Genomic DNA, 25,410 nt, shown 5'->3' on the forward strand with positions numbered 1-25,410 from the left:
TCATGGAACTTCACACGTCAGGCCACCGCCGCGGCGTCGTCTGCGCGCCGCATGCCGGCGCCGTCGAGGACGGCCGGCGCATCCTCGCCGAGGGCGGCAACGCGCTCGAAGCCATGATCGCGATGGCGGCGAGCATCGCCGCCGTCTATCCGCACATGAACCACATCGGCGGCGACGGCTTCTGGCTGGTGCATGAGCCGAACGGCCGCGTGCGCGCGCTGATGGGGGCGGGCGTCGCCGGCGCGAAGGCGACCGCGCGGCTCTATCGCGACCACGGCCATGACGAGACGAATGGCGGGATTCCGTCGCGCGGTTCGCTCGCTGCGCTCACGGTGCCGGGCGCGGTCGGCGGCTGGATGCTGGCGGCGGAGGCGGCGCGGCATCAGGGCGGCAAGCTGCCGCTCGATGTGCTGCTGTCGTCCGCAGTCCGCCGCGCCCGCGACGGCTATGTCGTCGCCCAAAGCCAGGCGCGGCTGACGCAGGAGAAATTTGCCGAACTGAAAGATGCGCCCGGCTTCGCGCAGACGTTTCTCGCCGATGGCAAACCGCCGGAGGCCGGCGCGACGCTGAAGCAGGCGGCTTTCGCTGCGACGCTCGAACAACTCGCCCACGCCGGGCTCGAGGATTTCTACCGCGGCGATGTCGGCCGCGAGCTTGCCGCCGATCTGGAGCGCATCGGCAGTCCGGTGACGCGCGGTGACATCGAAACCTATCGTGCCATTGCCGACGAGCCTCTGAGCGTCCGTATTTCGGCCGGCACGCTCTACAACGCGCCGCCGCCGACCCAGGGGCTTGCTTCGCTCATCATCCTCGCGCTGTACGAGCGGCTGCGCGTCGCGAAGTCCGAAACCTTCGAATTCGTGCACGCGCTGGTCGAGGCGACCAAGCGCGCCTTCCGCGTGCGCGACCGCGTCGTCACCGATCCGGCGCAACTGCCGGCCAAGCCCGCCGATTTTCTCACCGCGGCCTTCCTCGACGCCGACGCGGGCAAGATCGACATGCGCAAGGCGGCGAAATGGCCGGCACCGGCAGCCGCCGGCGACACCATCTGGATGGGCGCGGCGGACGCGTCCGGTCTCGTCGTGTCTTACATCCAGTCGATCTATTGGGAGTTCGGCTCCGGCTGCGTGCTGCCGAAGACCGGCGTGCTGATGCAGAACCGCGGCGCGAGCTTCTCGCTCGATCCGCGCGCCCTGAACACGCTCGCGCCGGGCCGCAAGCCGTTCCATACGCTCAATCCGGCGCTCGCGGTGCTGAAGGACGGCCGCGTCATGGCCTACGGCACGATGGGCGGCGACGGCCAGCCGCAGACGCAGGCCATGATCTTCGCGCGTCATGTGCTGCACGGCATGCCGCTCGATCGCGCGCTCGACGCGCCGCGCTGGCTGCTCGGCCGCACCTGGGGCTCGACCGTCACGAATTTGCGCATCGAGCGGCGGCTCGATGAAAACGTCATCGACCGGCTGATGTCGGCCGGGCATGACATCTCGGTGCTCGACGAGGATTATTCCGACACCATGGGCCATGCCGGCGCGGCGATCCTGCATTCGAACCGCACGCTCGAAGGCGGCCACGATCCGCGCGCCGACGGCGGCGCGGCAGGTGTCTGATGTTCTGCGGCTAATGTTCTAATGTTCATGTTCTAGTATTCGCCGCGCGGCGCGTTAGGTTCCACGCCAACGGAGCGCGCCTTGCCTCACGATCATTCGGGTCATTTGCATTCCGGCCATTCGCATCATGGCCATCATCATCATGCGCCGGACAATTTCGGCCGCGCCTTCGCGATCGCTACCGCGCTCAATGTCGCGCTGGTGGCGGCGCAGGTGGTCTTTGGCCTGATCGCCAATTCCCTCGCGCTGCTCGCCGACGCCGGGCACAATTTCGGCGACGTGATCGGCCTGCTGCTCGCGTGGGGCGCGTTCGTCGTCGCGCGCTGGAAGCCGAGCGAGTCGTTCACCTACCGGCTGCGGTCGGCCTCGATCCTCGCCCCGCTCGCCAACGGCCTGCTGCTGCTGGTCGCAACCGTCTGGATCGCGTGGGAGGCGGTGCATCGCTTCGCGCAACCGCAAGAGGTGGCGAGCGGCACGGTGATCGCGCTGGCCTCGCTCGGCGTTCTGGTCAACGGCGTCTCGGCCGTCATCCTGAGCAGCGGGCGCAAATCCGACCTCAACATGCAGGGCGCCTATCTGCACATGATGGCGGACGCCGGCGTGTCGGTCGCCGTGGTCGCCGTCGGGCTCGGCATCTGGTGGACCGGCTGGCAATGGCTCGATCCGGCCGTGAGCCTCGCGATCTCCGCCGTCATCCTGATCGGCACCTGGGGCCTCTTGCGCGATTCGCTGCGGCTTGCGCTCGGCGCCGCGCCGCGCGGCATCGAGCCGGCGAAGGTGAGGGCGGCGCTCGCCGCCCTGCCGGGCGTGACCGCCGTCCACGACCTGCACATCTGGGCGATGAGCACGACCGAAACGGCGCTGACCTGCCATCTGGTCATGCCGGGCGGTCACCCCGGCGATGCGTTTCTGCGCTCGGTCGCGCAGGCCATGCAGCGCGACTTCGGCATCGGCCATACCACCGTTCAGGTCGAGTTCAGCGAGGCGGCGCATCTTGCCGCCGGCGCCGAAGCGGGCTGTGACAAAGTCTGATGCGCCGCCCCGGTTCGGCCCCAGTTTGTTATAATGTTACATCTCGCGCCGCCGGTGTATATTGGATGGCGCGCTCTGAGGGTTCTCATGATTTTTCGGCCGTTCCGTCTTCTCGCCGCCGCCATTGCGGTGATCGCGCAAACCGCCGCCGCGCAGGCGCACCCGCATGTCTGGGTGACCATGAAGACCGATCTCGTCTATTCGCCCGACGGCGCGATCACCGGCGTCCGCCACGCCTGGACCTTCGACGACATGTTCTCGGCTTTCGCGGTGCAGGGGCTCGAACTCAAGAACAAGGACAATCCGACCCGCGAGGAGCTTGCGCCGCTCGCCAAGATCAACGCCGAGTCGCTCAAGGAGTTCGACTACTTCACCTTCGCCGCCGTCGACGGCAAGACGGTGAAGCTGAAAGACCCGCTGCCGGATTATTATCTCAGCTACGACGACCAGCGGCTGACGCTGCACTTCACGCTGCCGTTCGAGACGCCGGCGAAGGCAAAAGAACTGAAGATCGAGATTTACGACCCGTCGATCTTCGTCGATTTCGAATTCGCCAAGGAGAAGCCGGCGCAGCTCGTCGGCGCGCCAAAAGGCTGCCTGCTCGATGTCGTGCTGCCGCGCGAGATGACCTGGGCTGAGGGCAAGGCGCTGAGCCAGATTCCCGCCGACCAGAAGAACACCACGATGGCCTGGGGCGCGCAATTCGCCAACCGGCTTCTGGTGCACTGCCCGTAAGCTTTCGACCGCGGGGGCGGCGAGGGGATAACGCGAAATGCTGAAGCCGCCTGACCGAACCGCTTTGCTGCAATGTCTTGTGCTGATCGCCGCCGTCGCGCTCGTTGACGGCGCGATCCACGCCGCGCTGGCGCAACCGTTCGGTCTGTCACGCGCGCCCGCCGCACCGGAATTCGGCGGGTTTACCGGCTGGGTGCTGGCAAAGCAGGCGGAGTTCTACCGCATGCTGTCCGGTGCGATCCGCGCCGCCAAGGCGGATGGACGCGCCGCGACAACGCTGATGGGAATTTCCTTCGCTTACGGGATTTTCCACGCCGCAGGTCCGGGCCACGGCAAGGCGGTGATCTCGTCCTACATCGTCGCCAACAACGAAACCTGGAAGCGCGGCGTGATTCTGTCGTTCGCCTCCGCGGTGCTGCAGGCGCTGGTCGCGATCCTGATCGTCGGCATCGCCGCCGTGCTGCTGGGCGCGACTGCGAAGATGATGGGCGATGCCGTGCGTGTCATCGAGGCTGTGAGCTACGCGCTGATCGCGCTGATCGGCGCGCGACTGCTGTGGGTGAAGGGCCGGGCCTTGCTGCGGCTGCTGATGCCTCAAGCGCCGGCGCTTGCGCACGCGCATGCCTCGCATAACCACGCGCATCATCACGATCACACGCATGACCGCCATCACGATCATGGTCATCATCATCACCATCATCACGGCCACTATCACCATCATGGTCATCACCATGACCACGATCATGACGACGACGCCTCGGCCTGGGGTCACGCCCATGCGCCGGAGCCGTCCGAGTTGAAGGGCCGCGACTGGTGGAAGCGCGGTCTCTCGGCCATCGTCGCGGTGGGTTTGCGGCCCTGCTCGGGCGCGATCCTCGTGCTGGTGTTCGCGCTGGCGCAGGGCATTTTCTGGATTGGCGCGGCGGCCACCTTCGTGATGGGTATCGGCACCGCGATCACGGTCGCGGCCATCGCGACGCTGGCGGTGATGGCGCGCGACGTGGCCGGCCGCTTCGCGCATGCCAAGCCCGGCATCGGCATGATCGCGCTGCGCGGCTTTGAAACCGCGGCCGCCGGCCTCGTGCTGGTGTTCGGACTGTTGCTGCTGACCGGCTACATGGTCAGCGAGCGGATGGTCGGCTTCTGATTTTCTCCGTCATGCCCGGCTTTATGCCGGGCATCCACGTGTTCTTTCTTCTTATCCAAGTCGTGGATGGCCGGGACAAGCCCGGCCATGACAGGTCATTTGAAATCGTCCGACTGCAATTCGATCGGTTGGCCGTGCGGCGTGCGCTCGCAGGCATGTTCCCATGCATCGCGATATTCATGTTGCATCGCCTGATCCGCGATGCCCTTGCGCGCGACCATGCCTTCCAGCGTGTTGAGCCAGTGCGTGTAATAAGTCTCGCCGGTGTCGGGATCGCCCGCCGCCTGCGCGCGCTTGATCTCGGCGCCGAGCGCTTCCGCCCATTCGGCCCAGGTGAACAGGCCGCGCTCGAACAGCGCCAGCGTCATGGCGAAGGCTTCCGCCTCCCACGGCTCGCGGAACACCGGGCCGTCATGGTCGCGCGGCATGCCCGGCACGCTGATCGCGGCGCGCAGCGCGGCGCGGGGGTCCATCGCCATCAGGCCTTCTCCAGATAGGGTTCCCACGCATCGACCGAGACGCTGACGGTCGGGTCGCCCTGCGGGCCCCAGAGGTCGCGAGCGTTGAAGGCGACGGTATAGAGCCAGTGCGGGTTTTCTCCCGCGCCGGTCGAATTGCTGTCCGGAAACACATGATTGCCGAGCAGCCGATCGATCGTGCCGACATGGCCGCGGACATAGCGCGGCAGGCGCGTGTGCGTCGTGGGGTTGATGTTCTTGGCGCGCACGCGGTCGCCGACCGCAAACAGCGGCTTGGTATCGGTGTCGCGAATGGTCGGGCCGCCGCGATAGAGCACCTTGGCGACGTCGGCGGGCTTGAGCACCTTGCGGCCCGGCAGCGGCGGCGTGACGGTGTGACCCGCCGCCATGTCGTCCGGCGTCACGAGACCGCGCTCCAGCATCATCTTCTCGAGCGCGGTGAACCAGATGTCGTAATAGGTCTTGCGCAGATATTGCGGCGGCGGAATGCTCTCGCGCGCCGCGCGGCACATGTCGAGGTTCCACTGGCCGGGCATGCCCATCGCGAGCGTCAGCGCGAAGGCGCGCTTTTCCCATTCGCCGTGGAAGACCGGCTCGTTCTTTTCCGGCTCGACCGGCCCGAAGCCGTGCATGCCGCCGAGATCCTGCGCGCCGTTCACTTGGTAAGCTCCCCGGGCCGTTTCGGCAGGCCGGTGCCGATCATCGAGTCGCGGGTGACGAGATCGGCGAGTTTTTCCTCGCTCCAGCCTTCGGTGCCTTCGGGCCGCATCGGCAGCACGAGATAACGCAATTCGGATGTCGAATCCCACACGCGCACGTCGGTGTCCTTCGGCAGGTCGACGCCGAACTCCTTCAGCACGCCACGCGGATCGCTCACCGCGCGCGAGCGGTAAGGCGCTGACTTGTACCAGACCGGCGGCAGGCCGAGCACCGGCCACGGGTAGCAGGAGCACAGCGTACACACGACCATGTTGTGCCGCCGCGGGGTGTTCTCGATGGCGATGATGTGTTCGCCCTGGCGGCCGGCATAACCCAGTTCGTTGATCGCGGAGGTTGCTTCCTTCAGAAGCCGCTCGCGATAGGCCGGATCGGTCCAGGCGCGGGCGACCACGCGGGCGCCGTTGCGCGGGCCGACCTTCTTCTCATAGGTCTCGATCAGCAGGTCGAGCGCGGCCGGATCGACATAGCCCTTCTCGGTCAGGATCGTCTCCAGTGCGCGGACGCGAAGCTGGACTTCCGACAGCTCGGAATGGTCGTGGTCGTGATGGTGGCCGTGATCGTGATGATCGTGGCCGTGGCGATGGTCGTCGTGCTCGTGTCCGGACATACGCTGAGTATAAGCGAAAATATTTACAAGCGTCATCATCCGCGAAGGCGGATGATCCAGTAAACTCAGACGCGACGATGATATGTATGCGTTTGCGCATACTGGATACCCCGCTTTCGCGGGGCATGACGGCTGAAGGTGGTTGCCAACCCGTGCTCGTGCTCGCCGACCGCATCGATCGCCTGAACCGCGCCGTGGGCCGCGCGGCGGCGTGGCTGTGCCTTGCGGTGGCGGTGCTGCAGTTCGCGCTGGTGGTGTTGCGCTACGTCTTCTCGCTCGGCTCGGTGTGGCTGACGGAGGCCGTGATCTACGGCCACGCCGCGCTCATCATGCTGGCGGCGGCGTGGACCCTGCAGGCCGGCGGCCATGTCCGGGTCGATGTTTTCTTCGAGCGCGCCGGCCCGCGCGCCCGGGCGTTGATCGACCTGGCGGGCGCGATGCTGTTGCTGATGCCGTTCATGCTCGTGCTGCTGTGGCTGTCGTGGCCTTATGCGGCGCGGTCGTGGGCGATCCTCGAACGCTCGCGCGAGGCGAGCGGGCTGCCGCTGGTGTTTCTGCTCAAGACTTTGATCCCGCTGTTCGCGGCGCTGATGGCGTTGCAGGGCGTGGCGCAGGCGATCCGCGCGGCCGACGCCTTGGCCGGGCGACGCTGATGCCGTTCGCCGAACTCCTCGCCGTCGTGATGGTGGCCGCGGTCTGCGCCGCGCTGCTCGTCGGTTATCCGGTGGCGCTGACGCTCGGCGGCGTGTCGCTCGGCTTCGCCGCGATCGGGCATCTCACCGGCGCGATGAGCTTCGGCATCCTTGCCGCGTTGCCGCAGCGTATCTTCGGCGTCGTCACCAACGACGTGCTGCTCGCGGTGCCGCTGTTCGTGCTGATGGGCGTGCTGCTCGAGAAGTCGCGCATCGCGGAAGAGCTGATCGAGGCGATGGGCCGGCTGTTCGGTCGGCTGCGTGGCGGCCTCGGCATCGCGACCGTGCTGGTCGGCGCGCTGCTCGCGGCCTCGACCGGCGTGGTCGGCGCGACCGCGGTGACGATGGGCCTGATCGTGCTGCCGGCGATGCTGCGGCACAAATACGATCCGCGGCTTGCGGCCGGCACCGTCGCGGCCTCCGCGACGCTGGCGCAGATCGTCCCGCCCTCGACTGTGCTGGTGCTGCTCGGCGACCAGCTCAACATCTCCTATCAGGCCGCGCAGCTCGCGCAGGGCAAGTTCGCGCCCGACGCGATTTCGGTGGCGGATCTGTTCGCCGGCGCGATCGTGCCGGGCCTCTTGCTGGTCGCGCTCTATCTCGCGTTCCTTCTCGCGGTCGCGGTGGTCCGGCCGGATGCGTCACCGGCGATGACGCGGGTGGAAGGTCAGGCGACGGCTCCACTCGCTCGCGTGCTCGTCGCGCCGCTGCTGCTGATCGTCGCCGTGCTCGGCTCGATCCTCGGCGGCGTCGCGACGCCGACGGAGGCCGCGTCGGTCGGCGCGGTCGGCGCGCTTTTGCTGGCGGCATTGAAGGCGTCGCTGCGCAGCATGCTTGCGCCTGCGGTCGAGAAGACCGCACAGATCACCGCGATGATCTTCGTCATCCTGTTCGGCGCGACGCTGTTCAGCCTCGTGTTCCGCGCGCTCGGCGGCGACGACATGGTGCATCGCGCCTTGACCGCGCTGCCCGGCGGGGCGGGCGGCGCGATGCTCGCGGTGATGCTCGCGGTGTTCCTGCTCGGCTTCGTGATGGACGCCTTCGAGATCATCTTCGTGGTGATCCCGATCGTCGGGCCGGCGCTCCTAAAAATGCCGGGCATCGATCCGGTCTGGTTCGGCATCATGATCGCCGTCAACCTGCAGACCTCCTACATGCATCCGCCGCTCGGGCCGACGCTGTTCTATCTGCGCGGGGTCGCGCCGCCGGCGATCACCACGCGGCACATTTATTGGGGCATCGTGCCGTTCGTGCTGATCCAGGTCGTCGCGCTGGTCGTGCTGTGGTTAGTGCCGCAGCTTGCGACCGCGCTGCCGCAGGCGCTGTATCGATAGAGCGTTTTCAAGCGAAGTGGGTACCGGTTCGCGTGAAGAAAACGCGGCAAAACAAAAAACTCTAAAACCCGAGGCGCTGCCAGGCGATCGCGCCCCAGACCGCAACCGCGAGCAGGATCGTGAGGCCGACTGCGGCCGATCCCATATCCTTGACGCGCCGGATGGCATCGTCGTTTTCGAGGGTGACGCGATCCGCGAGCTTCTCGATGGCGGTGTTGAGCAGCTCGACGACGAGCAGGGCGGCAAGCGCGCCGATCAGCGCGAGACGTTCGCCGGCCGACGGCGTCAGCCAGAACGCGAGTGGCGTTCCGGCGATGCAAGCGGCAGCCTCCCAGCGAAAGGGCCTTTCCGTTCGCAGCGCGGAACCCACGCCGTTCCAGCTGTTGATCGTTGCGCGCACAAGCCAGTTCACGGCGGTAACCCGGTTCGGTGGCGGCCCGGCACGACGCTAACCGGACAATGCTTGCTAATCTGTTTCAAAGCCCCGCGGCCCGTGTGTATAAAGGCGCGCATGAAAGCTGCGGACCTGTTCAGCCTCAAAGGCAAAGTCGCGCTGGTGACCGGCGCTTCGTCCGGCCTCGGCCAGCAATTCGCCCGTGCGCTGGCCGACAACGGCGCCGCCGTGGCGCTGGTCGCGCGCCGCGCCGAGCGGCTGGAAACATTCAAGGCCGAGCTTGAAAAAAGCGGCGCGAAGGCCGTCGCCATCGAGGCGGACGTGACGAAGCGCGCCGACATGGTCGCTGCCTTCGACAAGGCCGAGAAGGCGCTCGGTCCGCTCACCACACTGGTCAACAATGCCGGTGTCGCACAGGCAGCGCTGCGCGCGACCGACGTCAGCGAAGAAGAATGGCGGCGCGTGCTGTCGGTCGATCTCGACGCGGTGTTCTACTGGTCGCAGGAGGCGGCGCGGCGCATGCTCGCCGCCGGCACCAAAGGCGCGATCGTCAACATCGCCTCGGTGCTCGGCTTCGGCGCGCACAAGGGCGTCGCCGCCTACGCCACCGCCAAGGCCGGCGTGGTGCAGGTTACGCGCGCGCTCGGCCTCGAGCTCGCCTTCAAGGGCGTGCGCGTCAACGCCATCGCGCCGGGCTGGTTCGTCACCGAGATCAACGACGCCTATCTCAACGGCGAGGCGGGCGTAGCGCTGAAGCGCAGCATTCCGATGGGGCGGTTCGGGCAGGAGGGCGATCTGACCGGGGCGCTGCTGCTGCTCGCCTCGGACGCCGGCGCCTATATGACCGGCACGACCATCGTCGTCGATGGCGGACAGATTTCGGCGTTGAACGGGTAGGGGACGCTCATGGACTTCAACCTCTCTCCCGAGCATGAGGACATCCGCCTGCGGGTGCGCGCCTTCGTCGAGCAGCACGTGCTGCCGCTGGAGAAAGACCCGGCGAATTTCTCCGAGCACGAGAACATTCCGGACGCGCGGCTCGCGCCGGTGCGCGAGAAGGCCAAGGCCGCCGGCCTGTGGGCGCCGCAGTCGCCCAAGGAATTCGGCGGCATGGAGCTTCCGATCGTCGCCTGGGCGGCTATGTATGAGGAGGCGGCACGCTCGCTGTTCGGCCCGCTCGCTTTCAACTGCATGGCGCCGGACGATGGCAACATGAACGTGCTGCGTCTCGTCGGCACGCCGGCGCAGAAAGAGAAATGGCTGCGTCCCATCGTCGAGGGCAAGGTGCGCTCCTCCTTCGCGATGACCGAGCCTGCGCCGGGCGGCGGTTCCGACCCTTCGATGATCAGAACCAAAGCGGAGAAGAAGGGCGGCAAATACGTCATCACCGGCCGCAAGTGGTTCATCACCGGCGCGGACGGCGCGGCGCATTTCATCCTGATCGCCCGCACGTCCGACGACAAGCGGCGCGGCCTCACGGCGTTTCTCTTTCACAAAGATCAGCCCGGCTGGCGCATCGTGCGGCGCATCGGCATCCTCGGCCCCGAGGAGCACGGCGGCCATTGCGAGTTGGAATTCACCGGCCTCGAAGTGCCGGAAGAGAATGTGCTGATGAGCGAGGGCGACGGCCTCAAGCTCTGCCAGATCAGGCTCGGTCCCGCGCGGCTCACCCATTGCATGCGCTGGCTCGGCTGGTCGAAGCGCTGCCTCGAGATCGCGCAGGACTACGTCAACAATCGCGAGGGGTTTGGCGTGCGGCTCGCGGACCGCGAGAGCGTGCAGATCAAATTAGGCGAGGTCGCGCAACAGATCGAGATCGGCCGGCTGCTCACCATGCACGCCGCCTGGATGCTCGATCAGGGCGGCCGTGCCCGCAAGGAAGTGTCGATGGCCAAGGTCCATGTCGCCGACACGCTGCACAAGGCGGCCGATGTCGCGATCCAGTTGCAGGGCGCGCGCGGCTTCTCGAAGGACACGCCGGTCGAATGGATCTATCGCGCCGCGCGCGCCGCGCGCCTCGTCGACGGCGCGAGCGAAGTGCACATGATGGTGCTGGCGAAATTCCTGCGCGAGGAAGGCCGCGATTTCTGGCAGTGGGGGCCGGGTGAGGGCCGCCGCAACGATCGCTAAAAGCTCCGCTCATTCCCGCGCACTGACATCGGGTATACCCGATGTCAGTCTTTATAACACGCAGGTCGGGTAAACCCGACCTGCGGCCGGGAATCCAGCGCAGTATCGCGGTCTATTGATTTAGATTCTGGACCCTCGCTTTCGCGGAGGTGAGCGGAGGATGGCGATTCAGGTCCTGAATCCCGGATCGATGCCGTCGAGAATGCGGATGTAGGCCGGCCAGTCGGCCTGGCCGCGGCCGCGGTCATGCGCGTCGAACTGCTCGGCGGTCTTGGCGCAAACGTCCGGCGGAATCTCGATCAACTCGGCGCCGGTCGCCTCGAGCCGCATCTGGATATCGGCGGCTTCCGCGAGATGCTCCATCAGTACGAAAGCGTCACGCGCGGTGCGGCCGACCGTGAGCAGCCCGTGATTGCGCATCACCAGCGCCTTGCCGTCGCCGAGATTGCGGGCGATGCGCTCGCGCTCGCCGAAATCCTCGGTGAGGCCCTCATACGGGTGATAGCCGATGCGGTTGTAGAAGCGCACGGCAGGCTGCGACAGCATCCGCAAGCCGTGCTTGAGTGCGGAGAACGCCATGCCGATCTCGGTGTGCATATGTAATGCACAATTGACGTCCGGCCGCGCCGCCAGCACGCCGCCATGCAGCGTGAAGCCGGGACGGTTGACGCCGGACGACTCGTCGAGGTCCTCGTCCATCGACACCTTGGCGAGGTTCGATGCGGTCACTTCGGTGTAGAGCAGCTCGTGCCGTTTCATCAGGAACATGCGCGGCTCGCCGGGCACCCGCATCGAGGCGTGGTTGTAGATCACGTCGTCCCAGCCGTAGTGGGCGACGAGGCGATAGACCGCGGCGAGATCGATGCGCGCCTGCCATTCCTCCGCCGACATGCCTGCGGGGACCTTGCCGGCCTTTGCGACCTCGGCCGATGACGTCGGCTTGTTCATGGCTCGCGTCTCCTCAATTTGCGTTGCCCCATCATAGCCCAACATCGCGGCCGGTTCACGCGCTCTGGCTTTCGCCGTGCGCCACATTATGCTGCGTTGCTTTCGCGAATGCCGGTTTCAGGACGTGAAATGATTTCGGCAAATGAAAATAGCATCTGAAAGAAACGAAATATGAGCGCGCCGATTCAAATCCGCATGGGCGGCTATGGTCCGCCGACGACCGGGTTCAGCAAAAGCCTCCAATTCATCGGCGACCGGCTGGAAAAGCAGTTCGGCCCGCGCGTCGATATCAAATACGTCTTCAACATCATGGACCTCGGCTACAAGTCCGAGGACATCCTGTGGCTGGTCGAGCACGGCTTGCTGACGCTCGGCTACCAGTCCGCGAGTTATCTCACCGACCGGGTGCCGGAACTCGGCTTCGCCGATCTGCCGTTCCTGTTTTCCTCGAACGCGCAGGCGCGCGCGGCGATGGACGGTGCGCTCGGCGCTTACCTCGTGAAGAAGATCGAGGACCGCGTGAATTATCGCATCCTCGGCTGGTTCGAGAACGGCTTCCGCCACATCTCCAATCTGCACCGTCCGATCCACACGCCCGCCGACATGAAAGGCATGAAAATCCGCGTGCTGCCGAGCGAGGTGCATCGCCGCACCTTCGAACTGATCGGGGCTGCGCCGATGCGCATGGATCTGACCGACGCGATTTCAATGGTGAAGGCCGGTACGCTGGATGCGCAGGAAAATCCGCTCGCCAATACCGTCACCTATGGCGTGCACAAGTTCCACAAGTTCCACACGCTCTCGAACCACTTCTATATCTCGCGACCGATCTTTTTCCATCGCGACGCTTTCGAGTCATGGCCGAAGGACTTGCAGGAGGCGATGCGCGCCGCGGTGAAGGATGCGGTCGTCTATCAGCGCGGGCTTGCGGTCGAAGAGCACGAGCAGTCGCGCCAGGCGATCGAGGCGGAAGGCTGCACCGTCAATGCGCTGACGCAAGACCAGCACGCGCAGTTCGTCGCCGCGGTGCAGCCGCTGCTGGCCGACGCGCGCAAGACCTATGGCGAGGAGATGTTTCGTCTGGTGCCGAAGGCTTAACGCCGTTCAGGCAAAAGCTGGCTTGCTGCCGCGCCAGCGATGCTGGCGCAGTACGAGAAACCCGATCAGCAGCACGTTGAGCACGTTGGCGATGACACCGGTGAGGAAGGCCGGCGCATAGTAGCCGAAGTGATCGTAGAGCGCGCCGGCGAGCCAGCCGCCGATCGCCATGCCGACCGCGGTGAACAGCAGCATCACCGGAATACGCCAATAGGCCTCGCTCGCCGGAAACAGGTCGCGCACCGCGAGCACGTAAGCCGGGATGATGCCGGAGAAGCCGAGGCCGAAGGCGGCGGAGACGGTGATCAGTCCGATTTCGGATTGCGTCAGCAGCAGGCCGGACATCGCGACGGCCTGCCAGGTCGCCCCGATGAAGATCGTCAGCAGCCCGCCGATGCGGTCGGAGATCACCCCCCAGAACTGCCGGCTGAGAAATGCCGTGCCGAGCAACACCGACAGCGTGATGGCGCCGAAGGTTCGCGAATAGCCGAGGTCGCTGCAGAAGGCGACGAGGTGCTGCTGCGGCATTGCCATCGGGATGCAGCACAGGATCGGGGCGAAGCAGAGCAGGGCGTAGGCCGTATTGGGCCGCATGCCGAGCACGGTCGGCTTGGCGCCGGTCGCTTTCACGGTCTCGGGTGCCGTCGCCGGCGCCGCCTTGAAGACGATCAGCGCCAGCGGCACGATCACGAGAAGCTCGACGGCCATCCAGGCCAGCATGGTGTGCCGCCAGCCAAAATGCTCGATCATGCGCTCGAACAGCGGCGGCCACAGCGCACCGGCGAGATAGCTGCCGCTCGAGATCAGCGCCAGCGCCGAGCCGCGCCGGCGGTCGAACCAGTGGCTGATGTAGATGTAAAGCGGCGCATTGATGCTGCCGAGGCCGAAGAAGCCGATGAAGATGGCGTGGCCGATCCACAGCGGCCAGGACGGGCCGAGCGTCGAGATGGCAAGACCGATGCCGATCGAGACGCCGCCGAACGCGACGACGGGGCGGGTGCCGATACGGTCGGCGATGCGGCCCATCAGGATGCCGCCGAAACCCAGACACAGCCACACCAGCGCGGCCGCGATCGCCGGCACCGTGCGCGCGCCGCCGGCTTCCGCGGCGACGTCCTTGAGCGCCACCGAAATGATCCAAGCGCTGCCGAACGACATCATCAGCGTCACCAGCGCGGCGGTGGCGACGGTCCAGGATTGCCTGGTCTCGATGGAAGGCGGCGTCGTGATTTGCACGTAAAGGCGTCCGGCGTGCCGCCCTTTTAGCGGGCGGCCGGATCGCGACCAAGCCCGCCGGACGGATGGCTGTTGTGCATGTTGCGTTGCGCCAAAATGCGTGCCGCCCGCGCCGCTTGAAATTTCGTTCCCGGACGCGCGCCGACAACGAAATTGACCCGAAACGTGGCCGGTGACAGGTTTTTGAAGGTTAGAGTGTTTCGAGTCTGCCGCGGCGGCCCTATATAGTGACAAATGCCGGCTTCAAGGGTGGGCGCAGCCTTCGGCCCGATGCCCACAACACAGCGATCGTGACCCAGCAATGACGACGCTTCACCCGGTCTCTCTCGACGACAAATACGATCTGGCGCAGGCCCGCATCTTCGTCACGGGCTATCAGGCGCTGATCCGTGCCTGCCTGATGCAGAAGGCACGGGACCGTCGCGAGGGGTTCAATACCGGGGGCTATGTCACCGGCTATCGCGGCTCGCCGCTCGGCGGGCTCGACCAGCAGTTCATGCGTGCCGGCCGCCATATCGCCGCCGCCGACATCAAGTTCCAGCCCGGCATCAACGAGGAGCTTGCCGCCACCGCGATCTGGGGCTCGCAGCAGGCCGAGCTGCGCGGCGAGGGCAAGTTCGATGGCGTGTTCGGCATGTGGTACGGCAAGGGACCGGGCGTCGACCGCTCCGGCGACGTGTTCCGCCACGCCAACATGGCCGGCACCGCGAAGAAGGGCGGCGTGCTTGCCCTGATGGGCGACGACCACACCGCGGAATCCTCCACCACCGCGCATCAGTCCGAATTCCATTTCGTCGACGTGATGATGCCGATCCTCAATCCGGCCGGCGTGCAGGAGATCATCGACTATGCGCTCTACGGCTGGGCGATGTCGCGCTACACCGGCACCTGGACGGCGCTGAAATGCATGCACGACACGGTGGAGTCGACCGCCGTGGTGGATGGCAGCCTCGAGCGCGTGTCGATCGTCACGCCCACCGATTTTCTCATGCCCGATGGCGGGCTGAATATCCGCCTCGCCGACACCATTCTCGGCCAGGAAGCGCGGCTGCATGACTTCAAGCGCGACGCCATGCTCGCCTTCGTGCGGGCCAACAGGCTGAACCGCATCATCACGTCCGGCGGCCGCGCGCCGAAGATCGGCATCATCACCACCGGCAAGGCCTATCTCGACGTGCGCCAGGCGCTCGACGAACTCGGCATCGACGAGGTGAAGTGCAACGATCTCGGCCTGCGGCTGTTCAAGGTCGGCTGTCCGTGGCCGATTCCGCGCCAAGATCTCGTCGACTTCGCGCAAGGGCTCGACCTCATCATCGTCGTCGAGGAGAAGCGCTCGCTGATCGAAGTGCAGGTGCGCGAGGAGCTTTACGGCTCGGCCAACCAGCCGGTCTGCATCGGCAAGAAGGACGAGCAGGGAAACTGGCTGTTTCCGGTCAAGGGCGCGCTCGATCCCAACGACGTCGCAATTTGCATCGGCGAACGGCTGCTGAAATATGCGCCGAACGACGAGCTTGCCACCCATGTGTCGCGGCTCAAGACCGCGCAGAAGTCGTTGACCGAGACGACGGACGTTGCGGTGCGCACGCCGTATTTCTGCTCGGGCTGCCCGCACAACACCTCGACCCGCGTGCCGGAAGGCAGCCGCGCCTATGCCGGCATCGGCTGCCACTACATGGCGCAGTGGATGGACCGCAAGACGCTCGGCTTCACGCAGATGGGCGGCGAGGGCGCGAACTGGATCGGCGAGGCGCCGTTCTCCAAGCGCGACCATGTGTTCCAGAACCTCGGCGACGGCACCTATAATCACTCCGGCTATCTCGCCATTCGCGCCGCGATCGCGAGCGGCGTGAAGATGACCTACAAGATCCTCTACAACGATGCGGTCGCGATGACCGGCGGCCAGCATCACGACGGCACGCTCACCGTCGACCAGATCGCCCGGCAGGTCGCCGCCGAAGGCGCGAGCAAGGTCGTCGTCGTCACCGACGAGCCGGATAAATATCCTTCGGGCACCGACTGGCCGCGCGGGCTGACCATCCATCACCGCGACGAGCTCGACGCCGTGCAGCGCGTACTGACCGAAGTGCCGGGCACAAGCGTCCTCATCTACGACCAGACCTGCGCCGCCGAAAAGCGCCGCCGCCGCAAGCGCGGCGCGTTCCCGGACCCGCTCAAGCGCGTCGTTATCAACGACCTCGTCTGCGAGGGCTGCGGGGATTGCGGCGTCAAGTCGAACTGCGTCTCGGTGCAGCCGCTGACCACCGAGTGGGGCCGCAAGCGCACGATCGACCAGTCGAGCTGCAACAAGGATTATTCCTGCCTCAAGGGCTTCTGCCCGTCCTTCGTCACCGTGCATGGCGCGCAGCTGAAGAAGGGCGAGAGCGTCGCGGAGCCTGCGGATTGGGCGGCGCTGCCGTCGCCACAGCTCCCGCTTGCCAATCATCCCTACAGCGTCATCGTCACTGGCGTCGGCGGCACCGGCATCGTCACCATCGGCGCGATCCTCGGCATGGCGGCGCATCTCGAAGGCAAGGGCGTGGGCGTCATCGACATGGCCGGTCTCGCGCAGAAGGGCGGCGCGGTCTACAGCCACATCCGCATCGCCAACAACCCCGAAGACATTCACGCCATCCGCGTCGCCGCGGCAGGCGCCGACCTCGTACTCGGCGGCGACATCGTCGTCGTCGGCAACAAGAAGGTGCTGACCGCGATCAAGCACGGCGGCACCCGGATGATCGTCAACACCGCGGAATTCACGCCGGGCGATTTCACCCGCAATCCGGACTTCTCGCTGCCGGTCGAGCGGCTGAAACGCGCGATCGTCGCGGCGGCCGGCAATGAGCAGAGCCGTTTCGTCGATGCGGGGCGGCTCGCCACCGCGCTGCTCGGGCAGTCCATCGGCGCCAACATATTCATGCTTGGCTATGCCTACCAGACCGGCGCGCTGCCGGTGTCGGGCGAAGCGATCGAGAAGGCGATCGAGATGAACGGCGAGGCGGTGGCAATGAATCTCGCCGCGTTCCGCTACGGCCGCCGCGCCGCCGCCGACCCCGCCGCCGTCGAGGCGCTGGTGAAGCCCGCGCCGCAGGCGGAGCGCGACTCGCTGCGGCTCTCGGAAACATTCGACGAGCTGGTGTCGCGCCGCGTCGCCTTCCTCACCGCCTATCAGGGCAAGCGTTACGCGCGCCGCTACCGCCAGTGGGTGGACCGGATCGTCGCCGCTGAGGCGAACCGCGCGCCGGGCAAGTCGGGTCTTGCCGAAACGGTGGCGCGCTATCTGTTCAAGCTGATGGCCTACAAGGACGAATACGAGGTCGCGCGGCTTTACAGCGACACGCATTTCCTGAACCAGGTGAAGGCGAGCTTCGACGGCAAGCTGTCGTTCGAGTTCCATCTCGCGCCGCCGCTGCTGGCGGGCATCGACAAGGCGACCGGCGAGCCGAAGAAGATGTCATTCGGCCCCTGGATGCTGACCGCGTTCCGCGTGCTGTCGAAGTTCCGGTTCCTGCGCGGGACGCCGTTCGACCCGTTCGGCTACACCGCCGAGCGGCGCATGGAGCGCAGGCTGGTTCGCGACTACGAGTTGCTTCTGCGCGAAACCTGCGATCACCTGACGGGCGAGAACCATCACCTCGTCGTCGGTCTCGCGGCGATCCCGGAGAAGATCCGCGGCTATGGTCCGGTCAAGCAGCGCCATCTCGCCGTTGCGAAGGCGGAGGAAGCCGCGCTGCGGGATCAGCTCCAGTCCGCAAGCGGGCAGATTCTCAAAGCCGCCGAATAACTTAAGACCGCTCCCCGGTTTTCATCAGGCGACATTCCGGGCTTGACCGCCCACGGCGGCTGGCTTCTTATCTCATCAAGGCTGCTTATCGGGGCGTGGGGATGCTCCGACAAATAAAAAGCGGCCATGAGAGGGAGGAGGCCGTGGAGCAGTCCGTCACTGCCGGCGCGAACACGTTTCCCAAACTGCTTGTCCGCAATGCGCGTCAGTTCGGCGACCGTCCGGCCATGCGCCACAAGGATCTCGGCATCTGGCAGTCGTGGACGTGGGCGCAAGTGCTCGATCAGGTCCGCGCCTACGCGGTCGGCCTGCACAAGCTCGGACTGAAACACGGCGACGCCATCGCCATCGTCGGCGCCAACCGCCCGAAGCTCTACTGGTCGGTGATGGCCGCCCAGGTGCTCGGCGCCATTCCGGTGCCGGTCTATGCCGACGCGGTGGCCGACGAGCTTGCCTTCGTTCTCGCCCATGCCGAAGTGCGCTTTGCCGCGCTCGAGGATCAGGAGCAGGTCGACAAGGTGCTCTCGGTGCAGGAGCGCCTGCCCAAGCTCGAACAGATGTTCTATGACGAATCGCGCGGCCTGCGCGATTACGACCACACGCGGCTGCACAACATCGAAGACATCATCACCGCCGGCCGTGACGCCATGGCGAAGGATCCCGCGCTCGGGCAGTGGATCGACGATCAGATCGCCAACGGCAACGGCGCCGACGTTTCAATCATCCTCTATACGTCGGGCACCACCGGCCAGTCGAAAGGCGTGGTGCTGACCGGCGAGCGTTCGATCAAGGCGACCACCGACACCGTGGTGTTCGACCGCCTCAACGAAACCGACGTCTCGCTCGCCTATCTGCCGCTGGCTTGGGTCGGCGATCACTACCTGAATTACGCGCAGGGGCTGGTCGCCGGCTTCTGCATGGCCTGCCCGGAAAGCAGCGAGACCACCGCGCAGGATTTGCGCGAGATCGGGCCGACCTTCTATTTCGCGCCGCCGCGCACCTTCGAGCAGATGCTCACCCGCGTCATGATCCGCATGGAAGACGCTGGCACGCTGAAGCGGAAGATGTTCCATTATTTCATCGGCGTCGCGCGGAAATACGGCGAGGACATCCTGAACAGGAAGTCCGTCCCGCTCGGCGGCCGTATCCTCTACAGCATCGGACGATTTTTCGTGTACGAGCCGCTGAAGAACGTGCTCGGCCTGTCGAAAGTACGCACTGCCTATACGGCGGGCGAGGCAATCGGCCCGGAACTTTTCGCGTTCTATCGCTCGATCGGTCTCAACCTGAAGCAGCTCTACGGGCAGACCGAAGCGTTCCTCTATCTGACCGCGCAGCCGGACGGAGAAATCTACTCCGACACCGTCGGCCCCGCCTGTCCGAACGTCGACATCAAGATCACCGACAGCGGCGAGGTGCTGTTCAAGTCGCCCGGCATGTTCACCGGCTATTTCAAGGATGACGGCAAGACCGCCGAGGTGCTGACCAGCGACGGTTATGTGAAGACCGGCGACGCCGGCTTTTTCGACGAGAAGACCGGGCACCTGAAGATCATCGACCGCGCCAAGGATGTCGGAAAGCTCAAGAACGGCACGCTGTTCCCGCCGAAATACATCGAGAACAAGCTGAAGTTCTTTCCGAACATCCGCGAGGTGGTGGCCTATGGCGATGGGCGCGATTTCGTGACCGTGATGCTCAACATCGACCTGACCGCGGTCGGAAGCTGGGCCGAGCGCAACAACGTCGTCTACGGCTCCTATCAGGAGCTTGCCAATCACCCGCGCGTCTACGAGATGCTCAAGGGCCATGTCGAGGAGGTCAACCGTTCGCTCGCCGCCGAAAAGATGATGGCGGGCGCCCAGATCAAGCGGTTCCTCATCCTGCACAAGGAGCTCGATGCCGACGACGGCGAACTGACCCGCACCCAGAAGGTGCGGCGCGGCTTCATCGCCGAGCGTTACCGCCCGCTGATCACGGCGCTCTATGACGGCTCGAAGGAAGCCGACATTTCGACGGAAGTGACCTTCGAGGACGGCCGCAAGGGCACCATCAGCGCCCGCGTGAAGGTCGCCGATGCGCAGACCGTGCCGGTTTCGGGTTCGCTGGAGAAGGCGGCATGAGGGCGCCCCCGGATCGCCGCGCTGCGATCGGCGAAGTCCTGCTGTCGGTGGAAGGCGTCTCGCTGTCGTTTGGCGGCGTGCGGGCGATCAACGGCGTGTCGTTCGACATCCGCAAGGGCGAGATCCGCGCGATCATCGGCCCCAACGGCGCCGGCAAGACGTCGATGCTCAACGTCATCAACGGCTTCTATCATCCGCAGCACGGCCGCATCACCTTCAAGGGCAAGACGCGGGCGAAGATGCGCCCCTACGAGGCCGCGGAAGGGGGCATCGCGCGCACCTTCCAGAACCTCGCGCTGTTTCGCGGCATGAGCGCGCTCGACAACATCATGGCCGGCCGCTCGCTGAAGATGAACAGCAACTTCTTCTGGCAGTTGTTTCGCTACGGCCCGGCGATGACCGAGGAGGTCGAGCATCGCAAGAAGGTCGAGGAGATCATCGATTTCCTCAAGATCCAGGATATTCGCCGCGTGCCGGTCGGGCGGCTGCCTTACGGCCTGCAGAAGCGCGTCGAGCTTGGCCGCGCGCTGGCGATGGAGCCGGAGCTGCTGCTGCTCGACGAGCCGATGGCCGGCATGAACATCGAGGAAAAGGAAGACATGTCGCGCTTCGTGCTCGACGTGAACGAGTATTTCGGCACCACCGTCGCGCTGATCGAGCACGACATGGGCGTCGTCATGGATCTGTCCGACCGCGTGGTGGTGCTCGACCATGGCGAGAAGATCGCCGACGGCACGCCGGACGAGGTCAAAGGCAATCAGGCGGTGATCGACGCCTATCTCGGCGTGGCGCACTAGGGGACGGGCGATGGGGCTTCTCTACGGCATCTTCATCGATCCCTTCGTCCAGATGGGTCAGGCGCCCGATCTGCTGGTGCAGACGCTGTGGGAAGGCCTCGTCGGCGGCGTGCTCTATGCGCTGATCGCGCTCGGCTTCGTGCTGATCTTCAAGGCCTCCGGCGTGTTCAATTTCGCGCAGGGCATCATGGTGGTGTTCGCGGCGCTGACGCTGGTCGGCCTGCATGACAAGGGCGTGCCGGCTTACGTCGCGCTGGTCCTCACCATCGTCGTGATGTTCCTGCTCGCCTATGGCGTCGAGCGGGTGATGCTGCGGCCGCTGGTCAACCAGCCCGACATCATCCTCTTCATGGCGACCTTCGGCCTCACTTATTTCCTGATCGGCTTCGGCGAGCTGGTGTTCGGCGGCGATCCCAAGGTGATGCCGACCGAAGACCTCTATCTGCCGAAGGGGCCGATCACCATTCATGCGCTCGGCGGCATCATCGGCATCCAGAAGCTCGACATCGCCGCCGCCATCATCGCCTCGATTATGGTGGCGGGCCTCGCGGTGTTCTTTTCGCGCACCCGCATCGGACGCGCGCTGCGCGCGGTCGCCGACAGCCACGAGGCGGCGCTGTCGGTCGGCATCTCGCTGGAGCAGATCTGGGTGATCGTGTGGTTCGCCGCCGGCCTCGTCGCGCTCGTCACCGGCATCTTCTGGGGCGCGCGGTCGGACGTTTCCTTCGCGCTCGAGGTCATCGCGCTCAAGGCGCTGCCGGTGCTGATCCTCGGCGGCTTCACCTCGGTGCCCGGCGCCATCGTCGGCGGCCTTATCATCGGCGTCGGCGAGAAGCTTGCGGAATTCTACTGGGGTCCGCTGATCGGCGGCGGCACCGACAGCTGGTTTGCCTATGTGATCGCGCTGATCTTCCTGCTGTTCCGTCCGCAGGGACTGTTCGGCGAAAAAATCATCGAGCGAGTCTGAGCATGATCCCGAAAAGTGGAAACCGGTTTTCGCAAGCGCGGACCTTCGGTTCGGACAAGATCATGCTCAAAAGAGAGTAAGTTTTATGTTTTACCGCGAGGCCGGCCAGTTCAAGACCAACTACGTCAGCGATCAGGCGATCTTTCCGATTCTGCAGGACCGGATCGGCGTCATCCTGATCGTCGTCGCCGCTTATGTAGCCGTGCCGTGGATCAACAACGACTTCCTCACCAACGCGGTGATGATCCCGTTCCTGATCTTTGCGCTGGCGGCGATCGGCCTCAATCTCGTCACCGGTTACGCCGGCCTGTTGTCGCTCGGCACCGGCGCCTTCATGGGCGTCGGGGCCTATGCCTGCTACAAGCTCACCAGCCTCTTCCCGAACGTCAACATCCTGATCTGGGTGATCGCCTCCGGCTTCGTGTCGGCCGCGGTCGGCGCGATCTTCGGTTTGCCGGCGGTGCGGATCAAGGGCTTCTATCTCGCCATCGCGACGCTCGCCGCTCAGTTCTTCCTCGAATGGTGCTTCATTCGCGTGCCGTGGCTCTACAACTACAATATCTCCGGCGCGATCGAGGTGCCGCAGCGCGAGCTGTTCGGCATCATCGTCACCGGGCCGCGCGCCACCGCCGAAACCCGCTATTTCGTCGTGCTCACGATCGTCATCGTCATGACGTTGATCGCCTCCAACCTGGTGCATGGCCGTATCGGCCGCATGTGGATGGCGGTGCGCGACATGGACATCGCCGCCGAGCTGATGGGTATCCGGCTGCTGCCGACCAAGCTCTTGGCCTTCGCGGTGTCGTCGTTCTACTGCGGCGTCGCCGGCGCGCTGCTGGTGTTTCTCTGGTACGGCGGCGCGGAAGCCACGACCTTCTCGATCAACCAGAGCTTTTTCGTCTTGTTCATGGTGATCATCGGCGGGCTCGGCAGCATTCTCGGCTCCTATCTGGGCGCGGCGCTGATCTTCATCCTGCCGATCATTCTGCGCATCGTGCCGCCCGAGCTTGGCCTGCCGATCCATGCCGCCACCGTCGAGCACATTACCTTCATGACGGTCGGCGCGTTGATCGTCTTCTTCCTGATTGTCGAGCCGGCCGGACTTGCGCGTTTATGGCAGGTTGCGAAGCAAAAACTGAGGGTGTGGCCGTTTCCCTATTAATGGGGCAGGATATGGGCAATTCCCGCGGCGACGCCGGGTATGCGTGACCGCGGGTTGACGGTGTCCCGAAGGAGACCGTCGCAAGGGAACTGCCGGTCCAACGAAGGCCGGCGTCGAAAGGGAGGAAACAATGAAGGCAAGACAGTTGATGACGGCGCTGGCTTGCGCCGGTCTGGTGGGGACGGCCGTCCTTGCCAGCAAGGCGCAGGCGGCCGATGAAATCTACGTTCCGCTGTTCACCTACCGGACCGGGCCATTCGCGAATTCGGGCATTCCGATCGCCAACGGCATGCACGATTACCTGTCGATGCTCAACGAGCGCGACGGCGGCATCGGCGGCGTGAAGCTGAACATCGAGGAGTGCGAAACCGGCTACGACACCAAGAAGGGCGTCGAATGCTGGGAGCAGGTGAAGGGCAAGAACCCGACGGTCGTCAATCCGTTCTCGACCGGCATCACGCTGCAGCTCATCCCGAAGGCGGCGGTCGACAAGATCCCCGTGCTCTCGATGGCCTATGGCCTGTCGGCGGCGGCGGTCGGCAACGACTTTCCGTGGATCTTCAATCCGCCGGCGACCTACTGGGACGGCCTGTCGATGATCTTCCGCTATATCGGCGGCAAGGAAGGCGGCCTCGAGAAGCTCAAGGGCAAGACCGTCGGCTTCATCTTCCTGGAGAGCGGCTACGGCCGCGAACCGCTCCCGCTGCTGCATGAGTACGCCAAGAAGTACGGCTTCACCGTCAAGGAATACTCGGTGGCCGGCAAGGAAATGCAGGACCAGTCGGCGCAGTGGCTCGCCGTCCGCCGTGATCGTCCGGCCTGGATGATCATGTGGGGCTGGGGCGCCATGAACCCGACGGCCGTGAAGCGCGCCGCCGAAAACGGCTACCCGATGGATCACTTCGTCGGCGTGTGGTGGTCGGGCTCGGATGACGACGCCCGCGGCGGCGGCAAGGCGGCCAAGGGCTATCTCGCCCTGAACTTCTCCGGCCTCGGCTCGAACTATCCCGCGATCCAGGACATCAAGAAGCACGTCGTGGACAAGGGCAAGAGCCAGGTCGACAAGGACAAGTTCGCCGACACCTTCTACAACCGCGGCGTCTATAACGTCGTGCTGGTCGCCGAGGCGATCCGCAACGCGCAGAAGCTGACGGGCAAGAAGGTCGTCAACGGCGAGGATGTCCGTCGCGGCCTCGAGACGCTCAACATCAGCGAGGCGCGCTGGAAGGAACTCGGCTTCCCGGGCTTCGCCGCGCCGCTCACCGGTCTCTCCTGCACGAACCACAGCGGACACAACGCCGCTTACATGCAGCAGTGGGACGGCGAGAAGTGGGTGAAGGTCTCCGACTACATCCAGCCGATGAAGGAAATGGTTCAGCCGCTGCTCGAGTCCGCGGCCAAGGACTATGTCACCAAGAATACCGGCTGGCCGAAGCGCACCGAGAAGTGCGACAAGGCGTCGTAACTCTCGCAGCCTGAACGACAAGCCCGCCCGCGGCCTCGCTCCGCGGGCGGGACTTTCCCGGAAGGATCGGAGGATATCCCATGAGCGTCGCCGAGACACATCAGCATGTCGGCAGCGCGCCGGTTCCGGCGGGTGAAACGATTCTGTCGGTCAACAATATCGAAGTGATCTACGATCACGTCATTCTCGTTCTCAAGGGCGTCTCGCTGCAGGTGCCGCGCGGCGGCATCGTCGCGCTGCTTGGCGCGAACGGCGCGGGCAAGACCACGACGCTGAAGGCGATCTCGAACCTGCTGCATGCCGAGCGCGGCGAGGTCACCAAGGGCTCGATCGAATTCGAAAGCGACAAGGTGCAATCGCTGTCGCCCAACGAACTGGTGCGGCGCGGCTGCATCCAGGTGATGGAGGGCCGCCATTGCTTCGGCCATCTCACCATCGAGGAGAATTTGCTCACCGGCGCGTTCACGCGCAAGGACGGCCGCGCGGCGATCCGCGCCGACATGGAGATGGTCTACGGCTATTTCCCGCGCCTGAAGGAGCGCCGCAATTCGCTTGCCGGCTACACCTCGGGCGGCGAGCAGCAGATGTGCGCTGTCGGCCGCGCCATGATGGCGAAGCCGAAGATGATCCTGCTCGACGAGCCGTCGATGGGCCTTGCCCCGCAGATCGTCGAGGAGATCTTCGGCATCGTGAAGAGCCTGAACGAAAAGGAGGGTGTGTCCTTCCTGCTCGCCGAGCAGAACACCAACATGGCGCTGAAATATGCGCGCTACGGCTACATTCTCGAAAATGGCCGCGTGGTGATGGACGGCGAGGCCAGGGCGTTGGCCGAGAACGAGGACGTCAAGGAGTTCTACCTCGGCGTCTCCGGCGGCAAGCGAAAGTCGTTCCGCGAAGGCAAACATTATCGCCGCCGCAAGCGCTGGCTGGCGTAAAGCGCATGATCCCGAAAAGTG

At 65.3% G+C, this 25,410-nt stretch carries 22 protein-coding genes; 16 read left to right on the plus strand and 6 right to left on the minus strand.

The annotated features are described in order from the left end of the window. Positions 1-2: 2 nt before the first annotated feature. From AB7F10_RS00475 to AB7F10_RS00490, 4 genes are all read left to right on the plus strand, one after another. Positions 3-1,610, plus strand: a complete 1,608-nt coding sequence (locus tag AB7F10_RS00475) for a gamma-glutamyltransferase family protein (RefSeq protein WP_428558289.1) — start codon at positions 3-5, stop codon at positions 1,608-1,610. Positions 1,611-1,691: 81 nt separating this feature from the next. Beyond that, positions 1,692-2,642: a cation diffusion facilitator family transporter gene (locus tag AB7F10_RS00480; protein ID WP_428558288.1), complete on the plus strand. Its 951-nt coding sequence runs from the start codon at positions 1,692-1,694 to the stop codon at positions 2,640-2,642. A gap of 87 nt (positions 2,643-2,729) precedes the next feature. After that, complete coding sequence (locus AB7F10_RS00485) at positions 2,730-3,377, plus strand: DUF1007 family protein (RefSeq protein ID WP_428558287.1); 648 nt, start codon at positions 2,730-2,732, stop codon at positions 3,375-3,377. Between the two features lie 37 nt (positions 3,378-3,414). After that, positions 3,415-4,524, plus strand: coding sequence for a nickel/cobalt transporter (locus AB7F10_RS00490; RefSeq protein WP_428558286.1), 1,110 nt, complete (start codon positions 3,415-3,417; stop codon positions 4,522-4,524). Positions 4,525-4,619: 95 nt separating this feature from the next. On the opposite strand, the gene AB7F10_RS00495 is transcribed toward AB7F10_RS00490, so the two are convergent. Genes AB7F10_RS00495 through nthA form a run of 3 tightly spaced genes read right to left on the minus strand, consistent with a single transcriptional unit; the run spans position 4,620 to position 6,330 of the window. After that, positions 4,620-5,003 (minus strand): nitrile hydratase accessory protein, encoded by a 384-nt coding sequence (locus AB7F10_RS00495; protein ID WP_428558285.1) that lies wholly within the window; start codon positions 5,001-5,003, stop codon positions 4,620-4,622. Further along, positions 5,003-5,662: a nitrile hydratase subunit beta gene (gene nthB, locus AB7F10_RS00500; protein ID WP_428558284.1), complete on the minus strand. Its 660-nt coding sequence runs from the start codon at positions 5,660-5,662 to the stop codon at positions 5,003-5,005. The genes AB7F10_RS00495 and nthB overlap by 1 nt, the downstream gene beginning before the upstream one ends. Continuing rightward, entirely contained in the window at positions 5,659-6,330 is a 672-nt protein-coding gene (nthA, locus tag AB7F10_RS00505) for a nitrile hydratase subunit alpha (RefSeq protein ID WP_428558283.1), read from the minus strand. The genes nthB and nthA overlap by 4 nt, the downstream gene beginning before the upstream one ends. A gap of 152 nt (positions 6,331-6,482) precedes the next feature. Between nthA and AB7F10_RS00510 the strand changes: the two genes are divergently transcribed. Continuing rightward, positions 6,483-6,983 (plus strand): TRAP transporter small permease subunit, encoded by a 501-nt coding sequence (locus AB7F10_RS00510; RefSeq protein ID WP_428558282.1) that lies wholly within the window; start codon positions 6,483-6,485, stop codon positions 6,981-6,983. Then, positions 6,983-8,356: a TRAP transporter large permease gene (locus AB7F10_RS00515; protein WP_428558281.1), complete on the plus strand. Its 1,374-nt coding sequence runs from the start codon at positions 6,983-6,985 to the stop codon at positions 8,354-8,356. The genes AB7F10_RS00510 and AB7F10_RS00515 overlap by 1 nt, the downstream gene beginning before the upstream one ends. A 61-nt stretch (positions 8,357-8,417) precedes the next feature. On the opposite strand, the gene AB7F10_RS00520 is transcribed toward AB7F10_RS00515, so the two are convergent. Continuing rightward, positions 8,418-8,768: a diacylglycerol kinase gene (locus AB7F10_RS00520; protein ID WP_428558280.1), complete on the minus strand. Its 351-nt coding sequence runs from the start codon at positions 8,766-8,768 to the stop codon at positions 8,418-8,420. A gap of 99 nt (positions 8,769-8,867) precedes the next feature. On the opposite strand from AB7F10_RS00520, the gene AB7F10_RS00525 reads away from it, so the two are divergent. Both AB7F10_RS00525 and AB7F10_RS00530 read left to right on the plus strand, forming a co-directional pair. Continuing rightward, positions 8,868-9,647 (plus strand): SDR family NAD(P)-dependent oxidoreductase, encoded by a 780-nt coding sequence (locus tag AB7F10_RS00525; RefSeq protein WP_428558279.1) that lies wholly within the window; start codon positions 8,868-8,870, stop codon positions 9,645-9,647. Between the two features lie 9 nt (positions 9,648-9,656). After that, positions 9,657-10,880 carry an acyl-CoA dehydrogenase family protein gene (locus AB7F10_RS00530; RefSeq protein ID WP_428558278.1) on the plus strand — a complete coding sequence of 408 codons (1,224 nt, stop codon included), beginning with the start codon at positions 9,657-9,659 and terminating at the stop codon, positions 10,878-10,880. Between the two features lie 168 nt (positions 10,881-11,048). Here AB7F10_RS00530 and AB7F10_RS00535 read toward each other — a convergent pair whose 3' ends face one another. After that, complete coding sequence (locus AB7F10_RS00535; protein WP_428558277.1) at positions 11,049-11,828, minus strand: class II aldolase/adducin family protein; 780 nt, start codon at positions 11,826-11,828, stop codon at positions 11,049-11,051. Between the two features lie 171 nt (positions 11,829-11,999). Here AB7F10_RS00535 and AB7F10_RS00540 point away from each other — a divergent pair, with 171 nt between their 5' ends. Further along, the gene (locus AB7F10_RS00540) at positions 12,000-12,926 is read left to right on the plus strand and encodes a TRAP transporter substrate-binding protein (protein WP_428558276.1); all 927 of its coding nucleotides are present in this window, start codon (positions 12,000-12,002) and stop codon (positions 12,924-12,926) included. Positions 12,927-12,932: 6 nt separating this feature from the next. Here AB7F10_RS00540 and AB7F10_RS00545 read toward each other — a convergent pair whose 3' ends face one another. Beyond that, positions 12,933-14,162, minus strand: coding sequence for an MFS transporter (locus AB7F10_RS00545; RefSeq protein ID WP_428558274.1), 1,230 nt, complete (start codon positions 14,160-14,162; stop codon positions 12,933-12,935). Positions 14,163-14,463: 301 nt separating this feature from the next. Here AB7F10_RS00545 and AB7F10_RS00550 point away from each other — a divergent pair, with 301 nt between their 5' ends. From AB7F10_RS00550 to AB7F10_RS00580, 7 genes are all read left to right on the plus strand, one after another. After that, positions 14,464-17,943, plus strand: coding sequence for an indolepyruvate ferredoxin oxidoreductase family protein (locus tag AB7F10_RS00550; protein ID WP_428558272.1), 3,480 nt, complete (start codon positions 14,464-14,466; stop codon positions 17,941-17,943). A gap of 101 nt (positions 17,944-18,044) precedes the next feature. Further along, positions 18,045-20,063 carry an AMP-binding protein gene (locus AB7F10_RS00555; protein ID WP_428558271.1) on the plus strand — a complete coding sequence of 673 codons (2,019 nt, stop codon included), beginning with the start codon at positions 18,045-18,047 and terminating at the stop codon, positions 20,061-20,063. Continuing rightward, entirely contained in the window at positions 20,060-20,860 is an 801-nt protein-coding gene (locus AB7F10_RS00560) for an ABC transporter ATP-binding protein (RefSeq protein ID WP_428558270.1), read from the plus strand. Before AB7F10_RS00555 ends, AB7F10_RS00560 begins: the two co-directional genes overlap by 4 nt. A 10-nt stretch (positions 20,861-20,870) precedes the next feature. Beyond that, positions 20,871-21,827: a branched-chain amino acid ABC transporter permease gene (locus AB7F10_RS00565; RefSeq protein ID WP_428558268.1), complete on the plus strand. Its 957-nt coding sequence runs from the start codon at positions 20,871-20,873 to the stop codon at positions 21,825-21,827. Positions 21,828-21,912: 85 nt separating this feature from the next. Beyond that, a complete protein-coding gene (locus tag AB7F10_RS00570; RefSeq protein WP_428558267.1) occupies positions 21,913-22,989 on the plus strand; it encodes a branched-chain amino acid ABC transporter permease in 1,077 nt (358 codons plus the stop codon). A gap of 130 nt (positions 22,990-23,119) precedes the next feature. Beyond that, the gene (locus tag AB7F10_RS00575) at positions 23,120-24,454 is read left to right on the plus strand and encodes an ABC transporter substrate-binding protein (RefSeq protein WP_428558266.1); all 1,335 of its coding nucleotides are present in this window, start codon (positions 23,120-23,122) and stop codon (positions 24,452-24,454) included. Between the two features lie 80 nt (positions 24,455-24,534). After that, positions 24,535-25,389 carry an ABC transporter ATP-binding protein gene (locus tag AB7F10_RS00580; RefSeq protein ID WP_428558265.1) on the plus strand — a complete coding sequence of 285 codons (855 nt, stop codon included), beginning with the start codon at positions 24,535-24,537 and terminating at the stop codon, positions 25,387-25,389. Positions 25,390-25,410 lie beyond the last annotated feature (21 nt).

The sequence above is a fragment of the Pseudolabrys sp. genome (assembly GCF_050250095.1).
Lineage (GTDB): Bacteria > Pseudomonadota > Alphaproteobacteria > Rhizobiales > Xanthobacteraceae > Pseudolabrys.

What these genes read in the sequence shown, in the direction of transcription:
- AB7F10_RS00475 (WP_428558289.1), top strand. Translation starts at nt 3, where the DNA reads ATGGAACTTCACACGTCAGGCCACCGCCGCGGCGTCGTCTGCGCGCCG.
- AB7F10_RS00485 (WP_428558287.1), top strand. Translation starts at nt 2,730, where the DNA reads ATGATTTTTCGGCCGTTCCGTCTTCTCGCCGCCGCCATTGCGGTGATC.
- AB7F10_RS00490 (WP_428558286.1), top strand. Translation starts at nt 3,415, where the DNA reads ATGCTGAAGCCGCCTGACCGAACCGCTTTGCTGCAATGTCTTGTGCTG.
- AB7F10_RS00495 (WP_428558285.1), bottom strand. Translation starts at nt 5,003, where the DNA reads ATGGCGATGGACCCCCGCGCCGCGCTGCGCGCCGCGATCAGCGTGCCG.
- nthA (WP_428558283.1), bottom strand. Translation starts at nt 6,330, where the DNA reads ATGTCCGGACACGAGCACGACGACCATCGCCACGGCCACGATCATCAC.
- AB7F10_RS00515 (WP_428558281.1), top strand. Translation starts at nt 6,983, where the DNA reads ATGCCGTTCGCCGAACTCCTCGCCGTCGTGATGGTGGCCGCGGTCTGC.
- AB7F10_RS00525 (WP_428558279.1), top strand. Translation starts at nt 8,868, where the DNA reads ATGAAAGCTGCGGACCTGTTCAGCCTCAAAGGCAAAGTCGCGCTGGTG.
- AB7F10_RS00530 (WP_428558278.1), top strand. Translation starts at nt 9,657, where the DNA reads ATGGACTTCAACCTCTCTCCCGAGCATGAGGACATCCGCCTGCGGGTG.
- AB7F10_RS00535 (WP_428558277.1), bottom strand. Translation starts at nt 11,828, where the DNA reads ATGAACAAGCCGACGTCATCGGCCGAGGTCGCAAAGGCCGGCAAGGTC.
- AB7F10_RS00540 (WP_428558276.1), top strand. Translation starts at nt 12,000, where the DNA reads ATGAGCGCGCCGATTCAAATCCGCATGGGCGGCTATGGTCCGCCGACG.
- AB7F10_RS00550 (WP_428558272.1), top strand. Translation starts at nt 14,464, where the DNA reads ATGACGACGCTTCACCCGGTCTCTCTCGACGACAAATACGATCTGGCG.
- AB7F10_RS00555 (WP_428558271.1), top strand. Translation starts at nt 18,045, where the DNA reads ATGCTCCGACAAATAAAAAGCGGCCATGAGAGGGAGGAGGCCGTGGAG.
- AB7F10_RS00560 (WP_428558270.1), top strand. Translation starts at nt 20,060, where the DNA reads ATGAGGGCGCCCCCGGATCGCCGCGCTGCGATCGGCGAAGTCCTGCTG.
- AB7F10_RS00565 (WP_428558268.1), top strand. Translation starts at nt 20,871, where the DNA reads ATGGGGCTTCTCTACGGCATCTTCATCGATCCCTTCGTCCAGATGGGT.
- AB7F10_RS00570 (WP_428558267.1), top strand. Translation starts at nt 21,913, where the DNA reads ATGTTTTACCGCGAGGCCGGCCAGTTCAAGACCAACTACGTCAGCGAT.
- AB7F10_RS00575 (WP_428558266.1), top strand. Translation starts at nt 23,120, where the DNA reads ATGAAGGCAAGACAGTTGATGACGGCGCTGGCTTGCGCCGGTCTGGTG.
- AB7F10_RS00580 (WP_428558265.1), top strand. Translation starts at nt 24,535, where the DNA reads ATGAGCGTCGCCGAGACACATCAGCATGTCGGCAGCGCGCCGGTTCCG.